Here is a 17,185-nt window from a genome sequence, read left to right as displayed (position 1 = left end):
CGTCTTTTTATCAATATGGGGTATAGCCGAGATACGTGTAAAAATAGGGCATAGACTTACGTTTATTTCCAATTACGTTTGAAATCAGCTATTATATTTTCATAAAATTACAGCTTAGATGATATTTAGCTAATTGTCTAAAGAAAATGTATGCATAGCTTTGCTGTGTATTTTATCAATGTAGTTTTTGGATAATATTTGGTCAAGTTGATACTAATACCCTCGATAAACGAAAGAAAATTAAGAGTGTTCCGAGAAAAAGCAATTAAAGAACACTCTTAATTTATTTAATTGAGTTATCCTTTCATACAAAAATCTGATTATTTATTTAATTGGCATTCCATTAAAATGCTCATTTACAGAAGAACATTATTCAAGTGAAGCCCTCTATAATTCAATTACAACACCTTGAAAGTTTATGATACTATCCTGATCACACTTTTTATATTTAATGTTTTAAGAAAAAAAGCTATACTATAAGCGAAACTAAAAATCAGAAAGGAAATACCAGAACATGGAAAACTATTTGCTATTTATCCTTACAGCACTCCTTATTATAATGATGCCTGGTCCTGGTTTTGCTTTAGTTACAAAAAACACTATCTCTCATGGTAGAAATGGTGGGATAAAGACCGTCTTAGGAACGGTATCTGGAATGATGATTCATACAATAATGGCTACACTAGGACTCTCTGCTATCTTAATGAAATTTGCTATGCTATTTACATTAATAAAATATGCTGGGGCATTTTATTTAATTTATTTAGCTGTAAAGTCAATTAAAAGTGCCTTTTCTAAAAAAGAAGATATGTCAGGTTCAGTGGAAATAAACTCTAAGGATATTGGAACGGTCAAAGGTTTTAGACAAGGATTTACCACGGCAATCTTAAACCCAAAAACGGCTGTATTTTTCCTTAGTTTTCTACCCCAATTTATTGTGAGTAATCAAAGTCATTTCTTCCAATTTCTTTTGTTGGGACTCACATTTACGACTTTGACAGCAATATGGTATTTACTTTATATCTCTCTAATACGTCAATTAAGAACTTTTTTAAGAAAAGAAAAAGTGAACCGTACAATAGAGGGTATTACTGGCACAGTATTATTAGTATTTGGAGTTAGGCTATTTTTCCAAAAATAAATATGTAATAGAGAGATTTTAAAACTTTCAGTTTTTCCAATAAATGAATCAATATAAAAAGTATGGCTTTCAAACAGTAAAAAAGTTAACAAGCGGTTGGGTTTTGTGGAATAAGCTTCAATAAAATAACCAAACTTTTTATAAAGAAGTGAATCGATTATATTAAATAAGAACATGTTTTAATTAACATGTTCTTATTATTTGCCTCTATATCATGATGGTTGTTTTTGGGCCGCGATGGTATTATTACGAAAAACGCTCCAATCGAACAGGGCCTAGTTTCGGCAACTTTATTTTGTTCCCTACAACGGCAATGTTTTTATTTGTTTGTTTTGTGGTATAAGATTGTACGTTGTTCTTCTTAGATTTAAAGCGCGGTGCGCTGTTTTGTTTTTTGAAAAAGCGCGTATAAGCATCCGCAAGGTTGCGAACAGACGACTGAATCGCAATAATATCCACTTCTTTTAGCCAAACCAGCTCTTTCTTCATGGCAGGTAGTTTGGCAGAGCATATACCATAGGTCAAGCCTTTTCCTGTCTCTTTGTATGCGTGATCCCATAAGGCTAGGAAATGATTGAATACAAAACGAGAACACCCAATCGTTTTGTTGATTAGAATTACTTGTTCTTGATTTGAATAGATACGAAACTTATAGGCTTTATTCATCATTATTTAATTCACCTCCATTTCGTTATATGACTATTACACACCAAACATACATTCGATAGTTAGTGGAGTAATACTTTCTATATGTCGAACATTTAAGATGGCTTCCTGCCATCCCTTGTTCGAAGCCAATTCATCTCCCACCTACTCACTGGGCTGTGACCCTTCACGCTCCTTGAGGAAGGAGTCTTCTTGGCTAAAATGACAAAAAAGTTGAGGATTCCCCCAACTTTTTTATACATTTATTGTCTTATTAATCCTGTAGATGTAACCTGATATGTTCTTTTCTTTCCTATATATTCCTGTTTTCCATTCTCAAGGTTAGTTAAAGTCGCTCTTGTTTTTTCCTTAGCTGCATCCCCTTCTATATGAGTAAATTCTATATAATCTCCCACTTTTATAGGTACTGTTTGGGTTTCAGCATTTTGTTGTCTATTTCCCATGATTTCTTTATTGTACATAACGCTACCAGACGAGTTCTGGACTTTAATACTTGCATATGTACTATTGAAGTAAGAATGCGGTACGCCAGCTTCTAATTTGATTTTCAGCTCTTCTGCTGTTTGATTATAATCTACTTTTGCAATTTCTCGATCACTATATCCTTTTAATGACCATGTAAATTGTTTTCCATCTAGAATTGTTGTCTCTGGCATTTTTTCTACTTTCTTTAAGCCCTCTTTTGTAACCTGGTATCTTGCTGTCTTTCCAATAGTTTCATTTTTGTTATTTTCAAGATTCATTAATGTTGCGCGTGTTTTTTCCTTTACAGCGTCTCCTTCTATATGAGTTAATTCAATGTAATCTCCCACTTTTACGGGCACTGTTTGGGTTTCAGCATTTTGTTGTCTATTTCCTATGATTTCCTTATTGTACATAACGCTACCAGACGAGTTCTGGACTTTAATACTTGCATATGTGCTATTGAAGTAAGAATGCGGTACACCAGCTTCTAATTTAATTTTCAGCTCTTCTGCCGCTTTATTATAATCCATCTTTGCAATTTCTCGATCACTATATCCTTTTAGGGACCATGTAAATTGATTTCCGTCTAAAATTGTTGCTTCTGGCATTTTTTCTACTTTCTTCAAGCCTTCTTGTGTGACTTCATACATTGCTTTTTTTCCAAAGCTTTCTTGTTTACTGTTGTCTAAATTTGTGAAATTCGCTCTATGTACACCTTCAAGATGTGTTAATTCAATATAATCTCCTACTTTCACTGGAACTTTTTGCGATTCAGCATTTTGTTGTTTGTTTCCATAAATGTCATTATTATATACTACTTTTCCTGATGCATTTTGTACTTTAATACTCGCATACGTTTCATTAAAATAATGATGCGGTACGCCTGCTTTTAAGTCAATTTGCATTTCTTCTGTCGACTTATTGAAATTGATTTTTGCAAACTCAAAATCACTAATTCCTTTTAGGGACCATGCAAATCGATTCCCTACTAAAATATCAGAATTTCCATTTGTAATTCCTACTTTTTTCTCTACAGTTCGATCAAATATATCTGTTAATGTAATTTTAGCAAAAGCTGTTTGAGGCAATTGCATAGTTTGACTTACCTCAGTTTGGTAGGACTTAATATTATCAATTACTTTTAAAGGTTGTCCCATTAACTTTTCATTGTCATAGATTTCAATTTTCCCTTTAAACTGTGGAGTACTTTGTTCTTTCAATTTCCATGAAACATTTAATTTTCCAGCTTCAAAGCGAGTATTTTGGATATCAAAATCTAAATTTCCCATTTCTGGTTGACTAAGCTGATTTATATTAAAAGTTTTTCCAGTACCAATAGTTGATTGAGTATTTCCTCCTGCCCTAACCCATAGATATTCTGAAGTTGCTCCTCCATCGTATTGATAGGACGTATCATGTTGCCCAGAGATACGCTGATTATTCCAAGAATTCCATTGTTTATCTGAAACTTTTCTGCTGTATCCATTTTTAAGACGTGCTTCTCTTACATCTTGTCCATTACCAGCCCAGTCCTCTTGAAACATCGATAAACCATAGTTAAATGCAACATTCGCAACTGGATGATCCATAATAGCAACTAACTTCCATTGATTTAATGTATTATCTTTTATCCACTGGCCAAACTTTGTATGGCCATCTTCTTGCCAAGAGCGTAGAGTCATTCTATACCATTCACTATCTTTCCAATTATAAGTTGTTTGTACCTTCAGACCTGTTCCTTCTCCACCAAATCTGCTGGCTTCTGAAGTCGGCGATAAATATTCAGCTTTTATTGCTTGGTTTGATGCTATTGGATCCCAAAGTGCAAAGTGAAGGGTACGTTTACCGAATTGATCAAAACCACTTTGTTGTTGGAAGCCCGCATAACCACCACCCTCCCCTCCCTGATTCCAGTTATGCACAGCCCAATACGTATAAGGTGCTGTTTGGACTGGTGACCAGTCTATACTAATAATATCTGAAGCAGCAGTATTTTGTGGTGTTACATAAACTGATGGGGCATGCGATCGGGTTGCTGCCTCTGTACTAGGTATTGGTGCTCCATACATTGACAACATGGTACAAGCCGTTGAAACCATAACAATTCTTTTTATTTTTCCCCTTGTTTTTACTTTAAACATAACTTCCTATCTCCTTTTAAATTATTTTAGTTACATTGAATAATAACCCTATATATCCCTTTAAACAAATTAAGTAATAAAGTAACATTAGCTCTAAAATCTAAATATATTTAATGTTTTTTACACTGCTATTATTAATCAAATTATAGTATTTTGTATTAAAATCATATGATTTAGGGCTAAATATAAAGTGAAAATTTTATAAAATTTCATAAATATGTAGTTTTAGATATTTATGATGAAAGACCCACTAAATAATTTAATTGATTTTATAAAAGATTTCCTTTCGTTATTGATTACACTATTAAACCCATAATTGTTTACCAGAAAAATATTATGTAAACTTGGTTTGCCGATTAGACAAAATAGTTTATCAATTTGCAGATATCTTATCATTATTTAGAAAGAGCCTACTTAAAAACGTAGACTCCTTTAGGTATCTAAACATTACATATATAACAAACATAAAAAAATAACATCGAATTCTTCTGTTAGTTTATTTAATATTTAATGACGTAGATAATGTATTCCAAGGTGCATTTGTAGATGTATTTTGATATTTAAATTGCCCATTTTGCTGTCCTGAAGCATCCCATTTATATTCCCATCCATCCACTGTTCTATCCCCATTTATATCAATCATCTTAGAATCTACTTTTTTTAGTTTTTGACCACTCATTTGAGCAATTGGATTTCTACCATATCCCATTTCATTTGTATAAATGTATAAATAGCTCCCTCCATGATCTTTAACTGTACTTAAATTATTAGGACCAATAAATTCAACCCCGCCTAATTGAGATTCAACTTTTACCACATTTAATGATGTTAATGGTGGTGCAGGTGCTGCGGATACATCAGTCGCTAAGCCAACTGTTGCTCCCACTACTAATGATGAAACTCCTAAAATCATTCTTTTTAGCATATACTCATCCCCTTTATATTTAATACAAATTGATTCTATCATACTAAATTCATACCTTTGCTTCTCTATGAAAGAGTTAACAAAAAGTACCTATTTACATATGAAATTGTGCATATTCATTGCATTTTTACTATTTACACTTACTACTAATCCTACTACAGCATAATTGCTTCTCTATCTTAATTGACTTAATACATTTTGCCTCGTTTCAAGCTGGTTTTTGTAAGGCTAATAAATGGTGCGTAGTTCGGTGTTTTAACAAATAAAGAATAGAGTTGCAAATCCAACTCTATTTAAGTCGGCTTTTCCTCTCGCATTATAAGCAGGATCCACCAATTGCATCGATTAACTCACCAGTTATCCAACGACTGTCTGATGAAGAAAGAAAACCTACAATATCAGCTATATCATTAGGTTCTCCCCACCTATTAAAAGTCGATAAACCTGCGGCATATTTTTGTCCATCTCTATTCCCCAATGTCTCAGCGTTCATTTTTGTATTAATTATACCCGGGAGAATTGCATTTACTGTAATACCACGGGCATCAAGTTGTTGTGCTAAAGTATGAGTGAGTGTATTAATTGCCCACTTAGATATACTGTAGGCAAAAACACTTGGGGTGGCTACCCGTGTGACAAAAGACGAAATATTGATAATCCGGCCTCCATCTTTTAAACGTGGCAAAGCTTTTTGAATAATGAAAAATGGAGCTTTCACATTAATATTCATAACCTCATTAAAAGACCCCTCTGTAGATTCCTCTAACGTTAAAATCTGCCCAATTCCTGCGTTGTTTACAAGGATATCAAATGTAGTATCACCTATATATTTTTGAAGAGATTGATCCATCATTGAATACAATTTATTAATACCGTTAAAGGTACTTAAGTCTGCACTAATCGCAAATGCGGAACCGCCATCTTGTTTAATTTTATCCACTACACTTTCTGCTTCTTCTTTTCTTTTACTATAGTGAACAACGACTAACGCACCAGCCTGTGCCAAATGTAAGGCAATGCTTCGGCCTATTCCCCTACTAGACCCTGTTACTAATGCAATCTTCCCCTTCAATTTATTCATCTCATCATCTCCTTGCTTAAAAATTCTACTTAGTTATATCACAAGATACCCTTTGAAATATTGCTCTCTCATTTGGTTTCCTTAAAGAACCTAGATAGTATTGATACTAATTTTATTTAATACTAAAAACATCTAATTTTCTTTTGATGATATAGTGCCCCATGTCCGTTAAGCTGGGAAAGTGAATACCAAAAACTAAGAAAATTATTAGGTTAAGATTGTAGTACCTGAAAAATATTTAGTTTCTAAACCCTTGTTAAGTAGCTAAGATGAGCAATTATACTAAACTAATAATGAAAAAAGGATCTGATATGAATATCAAACCCTTTTTTACTATGTATAATTATTTCACAGATTCTTTTAATTCTTTTCTAGCTTTAAATGTCGGTGCTTTAGAAGCAGTAATTCAAAATTACTATATAAAGTTTTAACGAATTTTATGTTAAACTTATTACATTTCAAGAAGTCCTTTACTTTTAGAATCCACAATTCTTCAATACCCTTAGACTTTCCCTACGCCCTCTGTAGGCATTTTTTCGATAAACTAACATACTTCTTGTACGCTTTCTGAACCTTATCTCTACTATTTTGTATCCAGTTCAATGTTAAATCTTTTATCAAAATAGAAATCTCTTTAGTATTTTGAATTTTTTATGCATAAAAAAAAACACCTTTAAGGTGTCTTCCTCCAAATTAATAACTGCATGTTATATCATAAACTTTCTCAATAATTATTAATTTAATCTTTACTTTTAAATATATCCTTTTAACATATTTTTTGAGAAACGATTTGGATATAGACCAATAAGCATTTCATATGGACTTCCTTTCCAATAGCATTTTAACGGAGTCCATAATTTTTGTTTTATTAGCCATTTTTGATTAAATACTTTTAATAGCTGTTTTTCATCCAATTTTTCTTTCTCTTCAATAGTCCACCTTAATGCCTCTAATGCTTTATGTTTAGACCAATATCCAACAGGAGTAACTCTAAATTCCCATTCTTTAAAACGGTCTCTATATAAATCATTAATCATTCTAAACGGACTATTCCCCCAAATTATTTGACATGCTGATGCTAATCCATGGGTCTTTAACCATTTTATATTGTATATATCAAGCAATTGTTTAGGGGTTAATCTCTCTTTTTCTTCAATGGTCCATTTCAATGCTTCTAATGCTTTTTCTTTAGTCCAGAAGTTATTAGGGGTCATGCCAAATTCCCATTCTTTAAAACGGCCTGGATAAAGATCATTAATCATTGCATATGGGCTACTATTCCAATACATAGCCAGAGGTGCACTAAGCTTATTTTTTTTCAACCATTTTTTCCCGTACAATCCTAAGAGCTTTTCTTGTGAAAGACCCTCTTTTTCCTCAATAATCCATTTCAAAATTGTTAATGCTTTTTCTTTAGTCCAAAAATTCAAAGGAGTCATACCAAATTCCCATTCTTTGAACTGATTTGGATACAAATCATTAATTGCTTTAAAAGGGCTATTTTCATACCTATGTTTGAGTAATCCTCGTAGTCTATACTTTACAAGTAATTTTGTGTTCCACTTTTTTCTTATGTCTTCCTTATTCCATTTTAAAATACTGTTAAGCAAATATGTTAATACCCTACGCGCCATTTTATTATCTACATCTTCTTTCCATGTATTTGGAGGAAATCTAATTCTTTTTCCATCTAATATTTCCTGATAAATATCTTCTATAGAAACTTCTTTTTTTAACAATATATAAATCCTCCTATAGTTTTTATTAATATTTATACACTATCATCATCTTCAATCATTATATCTATATTAAAAAATATAATTAAAATACCCATCAAAATCAACAAGAAGATTATTTTTTTAAAAATTTTCTAATAATTAACCAAGTGAATATTTATTTTAATTTTCTAATTATTGGTTTATACTAAGTTAGTATTATTATATTCGTATATAAGGAGTGTATTCGTATGGAGAAGATTAGTAAAAGCGATATTATTCGTACTGTTCCGCAAAGCGGTTTTTTCGGACACCCTAAGGGGCTGTTTACCCTATTCTTTACTGAGTTTTGGGAGCGATTCTCTTACTATGGGATGAGAGCAATATTACTTTACTATATGTATTATTCAATCTCACACGGTGGTTTAGGAATGGATCATGCGACCGCAGCGTCAATTATGGCCATCTATGGATCTCTCGTTTACATGTCTGGCATTATTGGTGGCTGGATTGCAGATCGTCTACTAGGTTCAAGTAGAACAATTTTTTGGGGTGGAGTTTTAATCATGGTAGGTCACCTGATTTTAGCACTACCAGGAACTATAAGTACTTTATTCATATCTATGGTGTTTTTAGTACTTGGTACAGGTTTATTAAAACCTAATGTATCTAGCATTGTTGGTGATTTATATAGTGAAACAGATACTCGACGTGACTCAGGTTTCAGTATTTTCTATATGGGTATTAATTTAGGTGCGCTTTTATCTCCTTTTGTTATAGGAACACTTGGTCAAAAGTATAACTTCCACCTAGGTTTTGGTGTCGCTGCAATTGGTATGCTATTAGGCTTAATTATTTTCGTTCTTACAAAAAAGAAAAACCTTGGTTTAGCAGGGACACAAGTACCAAATCCTTTAACAGACATCGAAAGAAAAAAAGTTATTATACAGTTTAGTATTGGTACAATAGCTATAGTACTATTTTGTATTTTAACGATACCAACAGGTATTTTAACTATTAATCGATTCACTTTATTAGTAAGTATTTTAGGTATTCTCATTCCAACTGGTTACTTTATTTTTATGTATCGTAGTCCAAAAACTACAAAAATTGAAAAGTCTCGTTTAATTGCTTACATACCATTATTTATCGCTGCTACAATGTTTTGGGCCATTCAAGAACAAGGAGCTATCATTTTAGCTTCATATGCTGATCAGCGTACTCAATTAAAGTTGGCCGGGTTTGAACTTCAGTCTTCATGGTTTCAATCATTAAACCCTAATTATATTGTTTTGTTAGCACCAGTATTTGCTTGGTTATGGGTGAAGCTTAATTCACGTCAACCAAGTACGGCTAATAAATTTGCTATTGGTTTATTATTTGCTGGTTTATCCTTCTTAGTTATGATTATCCCTGCATATATACATGGTACAGAATCCCTTGTAAGCCCTATGTGGTTAGCGATTAGCTTCCTGTTAGTAGTAATCGGGGAACTTTGTTTATCGCCTGTAGGTTTATCAATTACAACCAAATTAGCACCAGCTGCCTTCTCTGCTCAAACAATGAGTCTGTGGTTCTTAACTAGTGCAGCTGCACAAGCTATAAATGCTCAAATAGTTCGATTATATAATCCTGAAACAGAAATTATTTATTTCGGTGTAATTGGTGGCCTTTCAATCATTTTAAGTGTAATTTTATATTTTATGGCCCCAAAGATTCAAGTTTTAATGAAAGGCATAAAATAAAAAAGCTGTGCTAAAAACTTGTTATAATGCAAGTTTTTATGCACAGTCTTTTCGAATAGACATTCATTTTTTTAATATATAAATGAAATTGATAATAATTATTTATATATTTTTTGTATGCTAGTTCATCATCATATTGATTATGTAAATAGCTTTTCTAATAACTTTGAACGTCCTCTACTGTATATTCTATCCTTTTATTTACTTTTGAGAGAGAAAAATTAACCGAGAATTCACTTTGAACTTCCCCCACTTTCACTTCTAAACGAAGTAAAAGTGGGGGGAGTTCAATGAGTTTTAATATGATGTATTGCATATTTTATAACTTCAATTTTTATACATTCAATAATTTGTTTATAAAATTATTAAGGATTAATAGAGGTGATTTAGATGAGCAGATTTCGAAAGAAGAATATTAAATCTCTAGAAACTTTTTGGGGATGCTTAGCATTCGGTGTACTAATGTTTGTTATCTTCTTAATTATGGATTTAAAAGATACACCTTTAAGTACATTAAGCTGGAGAGACTGGTTAGGTTCTGCAGTAGGCGCAGCCATTTTATCTGTTGGTATGTTTACTTTAAATAAATTGAATTTAAAATAAATATTACGTTAACACTGTATGTAGGCTATATATCGAAACTCATTTAAATGTGGGTTTCTCTGTATCTCCTTGTATTGAGTAGTTAGTTTTTGCTAGCTGCTCTTTTATATGTAATCACGTAAAAATATTTTCATATAAGCCATTCATTTCCACAAACTTCTTTATTTATCAAATAACGACCGTCTATTTATTTATAAAACCTCCCTTTATCTAAAAAGCTTCAAAAATTTCTATTCAGCATTTGTACTACTTTTAAGCAATTTAAAATATCCCAAAGTAATCCTCATTAAAATGCAGAGTTCTACTTATTTTTATGTTTTATATAAATAATTTGATTTATTAACACATCTATATCTTGACTTAAATCTAGCACCTGCTGATGTCTAAATCCATATTTATCTACAAGTTTAATTAATTCTACTTTCTTGTCTTCAATTAGTTTTTGTAAGTTTCTCATCTCCATATCTATTAGAACTCCTTTTTACAATTTAGCAGTTAAATTATATTATAGATATAAAAATAAATAAACTGGAATTTTTGGAAATATAACGAAATTAAAATGCGTCTGAAATATATCGAAATTATATATATGAATAAATGCATTTAAATTCTTCTATGATAATGTTATAATATTATTAACCAAGAAGTATCCAACAAATTATGATTAATCACTACATTTTCTTTCAGAATAAGTCAACATATAAAAAGACACTATGTATACATAGTGTCTTTTTATATGCTCTAATATTAATTGAACATAAAAGGGTTTATATACAATTGAACGCCTCCCGCCTACTCACTGGCCTGTGACCCTTCACGCTCCTTGAGGAATGAGTCTTCTTAACTAAAATGATAAAAATACTAACAATCTTATTGTTTATTTCCGAAATATTATGTTAACAAAGAAGGTAAAGGGTTTGTTGTTTCCATTCCTAAAAATCCTAATTTTTAAATAAAAAAAGAAAAACACTCCCGAGAGTGCTTTTCTTTTTAATAAATATCATCTATACTGTTTTTACTAGGAGTTGATTTTAGAATATGATCTCCTAGCCTTAGATAATACTTTTTATTTAATAAACCGCAAAATTGGCTGATTTTGTGGTTTATTTTTATGGGCGATAAAATTTAACATGGCCACCATCACGATCAAACCAACCTCTAAATGCCCAGTTAATCCATCCGCCATCACCTTTATTCGTGAATTCCCCATCCTCAAATACCCAGATTCCAAAAGTGATTCCATCATATACTGTTGTTCCGAAGAATTTAACACCGTTAAAACGATCCTCATAGTTTTGGTTTAAGTTAAAAACCATAACATTATAACGTTGACCTGCAGAATAAAATGTTGATTCCATTACGCCTTTTACAAATCCTGAACGATTAGTTTGACTATTAATAGCATTCCTAATCAAATTAGCGATACCTAATACATCTATACTTACATCTAAATTCGCACTAGCTTTCGCTGCATTTGGTAACTTAGACTCTACAAAATTAGTAGGTAATTCAGTAGATAAGTTAGTAGGAATATTAGTTTTAGCAGGAGAGACCTCAGCTGCACTTGCATCTGTTGGTGCGAAAGCTCCCAATCCTCCTAAACCGATAGTTCCAGCTAAAGCAAGGTTCACTAACTTTTTCATTTTTTTCATAAAAAAACCTCCTTTAAATTTTTATAAGGTATTCACCCTTACACCTCAAAGTATATATTTCTTATACAGAAGAGGCAAACGATTTTATCGAAAAGTTTTTAAAGTTTCAATAGTCTAAAAAATAATAAATATGCAAACAAAACTATTATAAATGCATATAAGGGATAAAATCTAAAAGATATATACATTTATAGGAATAAAAAACCATTAACTGAATTTTTTGTAAATAAATGAAAAAACTTTTGTTTTAGTGTCTTAGATTCTTGTGCAAGAAATACTTGTATTGTGTACAACGAGGTAGAGCCACATCGCTATTAAGCTAAAATATTATAGTATCCACAGAAAAAATCAATTTTCCAGACAAATAAGAGTTATATAATATTGTAAATAAAAACATATCATCAACTCTAATAGAATAGAGCTTTTAATTTAAAGATACTATTTTAAGCTTTTATTTTTTCTCCAAAAACTTTATTAATATCCATCTAATTGTTGTTCCTCCATAAGTTCAATGTTTCGTTTATTATTTATGTATGTTTGAATTTCGCTACAAAGATTAGGATATAGAAGGATGTTTTACAATTCATCTAACGGCATCCATTTAACACCTGTTTGATTTTCATCTGGATTATCCGAAAGACAATGTGTTTCTCCTTCTTTTAACTCATATTCAAAAATCGTTGTTAGCGAATGAACTGTCCCATATTTCTCTTTATTTTTAAAGGGTCCATATTCATATAAAAATGCCACTTGTCCCACATTAATTAAAACAGAAGCTTCTTCTAATTCTTCTCTTCTAACTGCTTCGATCAAACTCTCTCCTTTCTCAACGTCTCCATCTGGCAAGTTATAATGTAATCCATTCTCATCATTAAATTCAACTAATAGTAAATTGCTATTTTTAATGATTAATGCTCTTGTTCTTACTCTAATTGGATATGTCATAGATATTCCCTATTTCTGTATTTATGTAAATCATTAATATGTGTATCATCCAATTCATTGCCCCCTACGCTTATTTTATTGTATGAAAATATATTGTTACTTTACATACACATAGACTCATTCTGAGGGTCTGGCTCCATACAACAAAATAATATTAGAGGAGCACCTAGCATTATTCACATGTACTGTATACTGTCGAATCAATTCAAACGATTAGTTTATAGAGAAAACAAAAAATATTATTAAAATATCGTAGAAGATGCGGAGTAATAATTCTTGAATGAGCTGCATAAACAGCCAGAAATGAAGAGAGAAGAGGAAACAGTGTTTTTGTATCTGAAGAAGAACATGCTGGATAATATAAAAACGAAGCTAGAAGCATAGAACTGTAACTATTTGATTTTATTCAAAACATTTCTAATGGGGTATAAATTATCAAAAATATCTTTAAAGGGATTTCAAATCTTTATGAACATGAAAACTATTAAGTCTATAGGATGTTTAAATCCTCCGAAAAAATTTCACTTTACAGATAAATAAACATCCTATAATTGTTAATCAGTTATCATTATCTCCTCAATTACTTTAATATTATTAAGGGTTTCCTCATCAGTTGGTAAGAAACGAAGAACCATTTGATTATGATGATAAGTCTGTTTATAGTCTTTTAGCTGTAAGTAGCAAAACGCTAATTGTTTATGCGGTAACCAAGTTTTAAAGGGTTGTTGTTCAATGAAATGAGCAGAATTTGCTGAAGGTGCTTCTATAGCTTGATTATACCAATAGGCAGCTTGAGAAAACTGATTATTCTTAAGAAAGAACTCACCTAAGCGACAGCTAAATTCCGGTTGAGGAACATCGTATTCTAAAGACTGAAATGTGATTTCTATTTCTTTTTTAAAATTTCCGATTAGATGATAACAACTAGCTAATTTATGCATAACAAAAAGCCTGTGTTTTAATTGGATATCTTCGCAACCTAAGAACTTGTTATAAAATTCAATGGCTTGTTTATATTTTTTATGTTTATGTAATTCTCTAGCATAATGAAATATATCGTGAACTGTCATCTTACCTTTATTTTTTTTCAAAAATTGTTCATATAGTTTGAGATTTCGATCTGATTCATTATCGGCATAAATTTTTTTATGGGTGACTATAATGTCACTTTCAAGAGAATTATACTGTTCATGAATACTTAGATCTTCATGAACAACGCCGTGCCATTGAAAATTTTTACTTCTTTTAACTAATCTATTGCGGCGAATGCTGGTTAAAACATTATTGAATTTATCAATTTCTGCGTGATAAATCATGGAAACCGCATCAATTTTTTGAGTGAGTGATTGTTTTAAATTAAGTAGCTTTTTACGTTCTTCTGGTAAAAGTATATCATCAGCGTCTAACCATAAAATGTAATCCATTGAAGCTTGATGGAAAGAATAATTTCGAGCTGCTGAGAAATCATCTATCCATTTAAAATCTAAAATTTGTTTCGTCCATTTACTAGCTATTTGTTTCGTTTGATCTGTTGAGCCTGTATCTACAATGATTATCTCATCAGGAATGTCTTTTACTGATTCTAAACATCTATTAAGTGTTTCAACTTCATTTTTTACAATCATACATAAACTAATTGTAATCATCTGAGCACCTCTGTTATAGATATCTTTATTTTATTTGAATTTAGATTTTCCACCTAAAACGTAGTACTTAAACGAATCTCAATAGGTGGGGCTCTAAGTAGTTCGCGTTGTGGTTCTCGAATTGGTTTTATAGCTCGTAGTTCAACTATCATTTCAAGAACAATATTCCGGTACTTATTCACATCATCTAATATCTCTACCCTAGTTTTCCCTTGATATTGGTTTGCATCTACAATGATTATAATTTTTTCAATTAACCAATCACCTCAATACCCATAATCTGCACGCCAATAACAAGGTTAGTAAAAATAATCAAAAGAATGTAAAAAATATTGTCTTACATGCGTTAGATCTTCAAAAGCACTATCACTTGATCCATAAGGCACTTTAAAAACTAAAACTGCTTTTGCCTTTGGTTTAGCAATGCGATATAACTCTTCCATTAAAAATAAAGGATATTGTATGTGTTCTAATAAATGTTCAGCTAAAAATTGATCAATACTATCATTTTCAAAGGGTAAACGCTTATTTTTACAATTATCTAAATTAGCGACAACATCTACTCCATCTTGTTTTACTACATCAAGGTTTATCCAGTTTTCGAGAATGGTCCGGCCACAACCTAAATGTAGATTTTTCTCTCTCATAAAATCACCTCATTTTAGTTTATTTTTATTTATGTTGTTCTTAAAAAATGCTAAATGTAATTTTTTACATGAGATATTAGCTTAATTTTTGGTACAATCCATGGACCACCAAGCTAATATTTTGAAATATTGCAAGCATGCTATCTAGCTGCATAGCTAATGTTGTGAGTCATACCTGATTAAAAGATTTCTCTAACAACGAAAAAGAATCTCCTAAGGGGTAGAGTCTTTTCTCATAATATTTACATAGTTTCCGGATGCAAAAGTACCTTTAATTATCACTGTTAGTGTTTTATATTCGCTTTAGGGATTGACTCCTACTCCAACTGGAGCGTTCCCCACCGGAATAGTCTTAATCACGCTATTTGTTATCCTATCAATCACGGAAACGTTGTTACTATTTGGATTTCTTACGTAAATTCGATTGGTAGATATTGACCCGGTTGGTCCCGTTGCCCCAGTCGATTCCGTCGGAAATGTAAAAGGAGGAATTGGTAGAATTGTCGGACCAATTAAATTCAGATCGAATACCGATTCGTGCACAATCTCATGTGATTCAAACTCATTTTTCTCTGACAAAACGATATTAATAATGACTTCATCTTATATATATTCGCTTAATCGACGCCCTAAAAAAGTATTTTATACTCTGAAAACATGACAACAATAAACACATTCTGCAATTTGATTTCATCATAAAAGAAATCTTTTCCAAAATAAAGCACAAAAAAAGAGCCATTTAGCTCTCTTTTTGGTAATTTATTTTTTACGGAATCGGAAATCCAACTGAACTAAACCCCATAAAATAAGAAGAATAAAAGAAAAATATGAGAATACATATACAACTGTGAGAAAAATGTGTTCTTTGTTTTTTTGTTAGGGATAAAAAAGGAGGGTATGTCTGATGAATATCGTTCACATAGAAACAAAAAATTATTATACAAGTGACAAAGAAAATGAAATGGAAACTATACCGATTATAAAGCGGATATATTATGAAAATGGAGAGATTAAATTTGAAATATTAGAGGAGAAAAATTTTCCTACGACATGATTGGATAAATAAGGAGAATGATCATTCTTTATGAGAAGGGATGATCCCTCTTTTTATATTACGGCTAACGGAGTTTATGTGGACTAAATTTTAGAAAGAAGGCATTGAAAATGAATAAGATATGTTGTAATTGCGGTTCTAGAGAAATTAGACAAGGTTCATTAGATTCTCAAGTATATTTAAAATCTATTAGTACAAATAATCTCTTTAATCAATTTTCTAGATTAATTATTGATATTTGTACGGAGTGTTGTGCCGTCTTATCTATTAAATTAGAACATTAGAAGTGTTTAAAAATAGAAAATAAACACCACTGATAAATATAAATTATGTGAAAGAAAAGTCCCTTCAGATCTTCTGAAAGGACTTTTCTAAGTTTTTAGATAGATGGACTGCTGATAAGTAGGGTTATGGTAACTAAAATTATATAGGATAAGTTTTTGTAAGTATTATTACCAGTAATGCGTCAAATTCCCATGAAAAATAGTTTAAAAAGAAGCCCATATATGAAATCATATAGCGATTTTTAATAAGCTTTTTCTTTGTTGAAAAAAGACAATCTACAGTTAGTTATTTTGAAAAATCAGCTCATTTTTTCTTTTTGAGGAACAATGAATTTCTTAGCTTGATGGGTATGTGGCTCGCCAACTAATTCACATAAAAAGTAAGTGAAAACATAACATTAGATTCTCACCGTATTATAGGTTTCTCTGAAATGGGTATACCAGTTATCCGAAAATCCACTCTTAATTCCCTATA

General features: G+C 31.3%; 14 protein-coding genes and 1 pseudogene. 4 read left to right on the top strand and 11 right to left on the bottom strand.

Annotated elements, in window-relative coordinates; genetic code table 11:
• Positions 1–514: 514 nt before the first annotated feature.
• Complete coding sequence (locus AXW78_RS28150) at positions 515–1,141, top strand: LysE family translocator (RefSeq protein WP_000432976.1); 627 nt, start codon at positions 515–517, stop codon at positions 1,139–1,141.
• Positions 1,142–1,396: 255 nt separating this feature from the next.
• On the opposite strand, the pseudogene AXW78_RS28145 reads toward AXW78_RS28150, so the two are convergent.
• The 5 genes and pseudogenes from AXW78_RS28145 to AXW78_RS28125 form a co-directional block, all read right to left on the bottom strand.
• A pseudogene (locus AXW78_RS28145) lies at positions 1,397–1,810 on the bottom strand (helix-turn-helix domain-containing protein); the annotation flags it as partial.
• A gap of 239 nt (positions 1,811–2,049) precedes the next feature.
• On the bottom strand, positions 2,050–4,413 hold the full coding sequence (locus AXW78_RS28140) for a putative mucin/carbohydrate-binding domain-containing protein (protein ID WP_000477426.1): 2,364 nt from the start codon (positions 4,411–4,413) through the stop codon (positions 2,050–2,052).
• A 496-nt stretch (positions 4,414–4,909) separates the two neighbouring features.
• Complete coding sequence (locus tag AXW78_RS28135) at positions 4,910–5,338, bottom strand: DUF4879 domain-containing protein (protein ID WP_000919890.1); 429 nt, start codon at positions 5,336–5,338, stop codon at positions 4,910–4,912.
• Positions 5,339–5,654: 316 nt separating this feature from the next.
• Complete coding sequence (locus tag AXW78_RS28130; protein ID WP_001037516.1) at positions 5,655–6,419, bottom strand: SDR family NAD(P)-dependent oxidoreductase; 765 nt, start codon at positions 6,417–6,419, stop codon at positions 5,655–5,657.
• 752 nt (positions 6,420–7,171) lie between these two features.
• A complete protein-coding gene (locus tag AXW78_RS28125; protein WP_000913371.1) occupies positions 7,172–8,158 on the bottom strand; it encodes a DUF4046 domain-containing protein in 987 nt (328 codons plus the stop codon).
• Positions 8,159–8,385: 227 nt separating this feature from the next.
• Between AXW78_RS28125 and AXW78_RS28120 the strand changes: the two genes are divergently transcribed.
• Both AXW78_RS28120 and AXW78_RS28115 read left to right on the top strand, forming a co-directional pair.
• Complete coding sequence (locus tag AXW78_RS28120; RefSeq protein ID WP_000411726.1) at positions 8,386–9,879, top strand: peptide MFS transporter; 1,494 nt, start codon at positions 8,386–8,388, stop codon at positions 9,877–9,879.
• A 390-nt stretch (positions 9,880–10,269) separates the two neighbouring features.
• Positions 10,270–10,482 (top strand): hypothetical protein, encoded by a 213-nt coding sequence (locus AXW78_RS28115; RefSeq protein ID WP_000086093.1) that lies wholly within the window; start codon positions 10,270–10,272, stop codon positions 10,480–10,482.
• 301 nt (positions 10,483–10,783) lie between these two features.
• On the opposite strand, the gene AXW78_RS28110 is transcribed toward AXW78_RS28115, so the two are convergent.
• The 6 genes from AXW78_RS28110 to AXW78_RS33395 form a co-directional block, all read right to left on the bottom strand.
• Complete coding sequence (locus AXW78_RS28110; RefSeq protein ID WP_000425960.1) at positions 10,784–10,945, bottom strand: aspartyl-phosphate phosphatase Spo0E family protein; 162 nt, start codon at positions 10,943–10,945, stop codon at positions 10,784–10,786.
• Between the two features lie 646 nt (positions 10,946–11,591).
• A complete protein-coding gene (locus AXW78_RS28105) occupies positions 11,592–12,089 on the bottom strand; it encodes a stress protein (protein ID WP_372584636.1) in 498 nt (165 codons plus the stop codon).
• A 621-nt stretch (positions 12,090–12,710) separates the two neighbouring features.
• Entirely contained in the window at positions 12,711–13,079 is a 369-nt protein-coding gene (locus AXW78_RS28100; RefSeq protein WP_000221985.1) for an NUDIX domain-containing protein, read from the bottom strand.
• Between the two features lie 554 nt (positions 13,080–13,633).
• Positions 13,634–14,725 (bottom strand): tetratricopeptide repeat-containing glycosyltransferase family 2 protein, encoded by a 1,092-nt coding sequence (locus AXW78_RS28095; protein WP_000628713.1) that lies wholly within the window; start codon positions 14,723–14,725, stop codon positions 13,634–13,636.
• A gap of 299 nt (positions 14,726–15,024) precedes the next feature.
• Entirely contained in the window at positions 15,025–15,372 is a 348-nt protein-coding gene (locus tag AXW78_RS35825; protein WP_001208384.1) for a class I SAM-dependent methyltransferase, read from the bottom strand.
• Positions 15,373–15,675: 303 nt separating this feature from the next.
• A complete protein-coding gene (locus AXW78_RS33395; RefSeq protein ID WP_265183435.1) occupies positions 15,676–15,915 on the bottom strand; it encodes an exosporium leader peptide-containing protein in 240 nt (79 codons plus the stop codon).
• 361 nt (positions 15,916–16,276) lie between these two features.
• Here AXW78_RS33395 and AXW78_RS34600 point away from each other — a divergent pair, with 361 nt between their 5' ends.
• Positions 16,277–16,426 carry a hypothetical protein gene (locus tag AXW78_RS34600; RefSeq protein WP_001028234.1) on the top strand — a complete coding sequence of 50 codons (150 nt, stop codon included), beginning with the start codon at positions 16,277–16,279 and terminating at the stop codon, positions 16,424–16,426.
• Positions 16,427–17,185: the final 759 nt, after the last annotated feature.

The sequence above is a fragment of the Bacillus thuringiensis genome (genome assembly GCF_001595725.1).
Taxonomy (GTDB): domain Bacteria; phylum Bacillota; class Bacilli; order Bacillales; family Bacillaceae_G; genus Bacillus_A; species Bacillus_A thuringiensis_K.
This window is presented reverse-complemented; position numbering and strand designations above follow the sequence as displayed.

Excerpts from the sequence above, each read along its gene's own strand:
- AXW78_RS28150 (WP_000432976.1), top strand. The coding sequence starts at position 515 with ATGGAAAACTATTTGCTATTTATCCTTACAGCACTCCTTATTATAATG.
- AXW78_RS28140 (WP_000477426.1), bottom strand. The coding sequence starts at position 4,413 with ATGTTTAAAGTAAAAACAAGGGGAAAAATAAAAAGAATTGTTATGGTT.
- AXW78_RS28135 (WP_000919890.1), bottom strand. The coding sequence starts at position 5,338 with ATGCTAAAAAGAATGATTTTAGGAGTTTCATCATTAGTAGTGGGAGCA.
- AXW78_RS28130 (WP_001037516.1), bottom strand. The coding sequence starts at position 6,419 with ATGAATAAATTGAAGGGGAAGATTGCATTAGTAACAGGGTCTAGTAGG.
- AXW78_RS28120 (WP_000411726.1), top strand. The coding sequence starts at position 8,386 with ATGGAGAAGATTAGTAAAAGCGATATTATTCGTACTGTTCCGCAAAGC.
- AXW78_RS28115 (WP_000086093.1), top strand. The coding sequence starts at position 10,270 with ATGAGCAGATTTCGAAAGAAGAATATTAAATCTCTAGAAACTTTTTGG.
- AXW78_RS28110 (WP_000425960.1), bottom strand. The coding sequence starts at position 10,945 with ATGGAGATGAGAAACTTACAAAAACTAATTGAAGACAAGAAAGTAGAA.
- AXW78_RS28100 (WP_000221985.1), bottom strand. The coding sequence starts at position 13,079 with ATGACATATCCAATTAGAGTAAGAACAAGAGCATTAATCATTAAAAAT.
- AXW78_RS28095 (WP_000628713.1), bottom strand. The coding sequence starts at position 14,725 with ATGATTACAATTAGTTTATGTATGATTGTAAAAAATGAAGTTGAAACA.
- AXW78_RS35825 (WP_001208384.1), bottom strand. The coding sequence starts at position 15,372 with ATGAGAGAGAAAAATCTACATTTAGGTTGTGGCCGGACCATTCTCGAA.
- AXW78_RS34600 (WP_001028234.1), top strand. The coding sequence starts at position 16,277 with ATGAATATCGTTCACATAGAAACAAAAAATTATTATACAAGTGACAAA.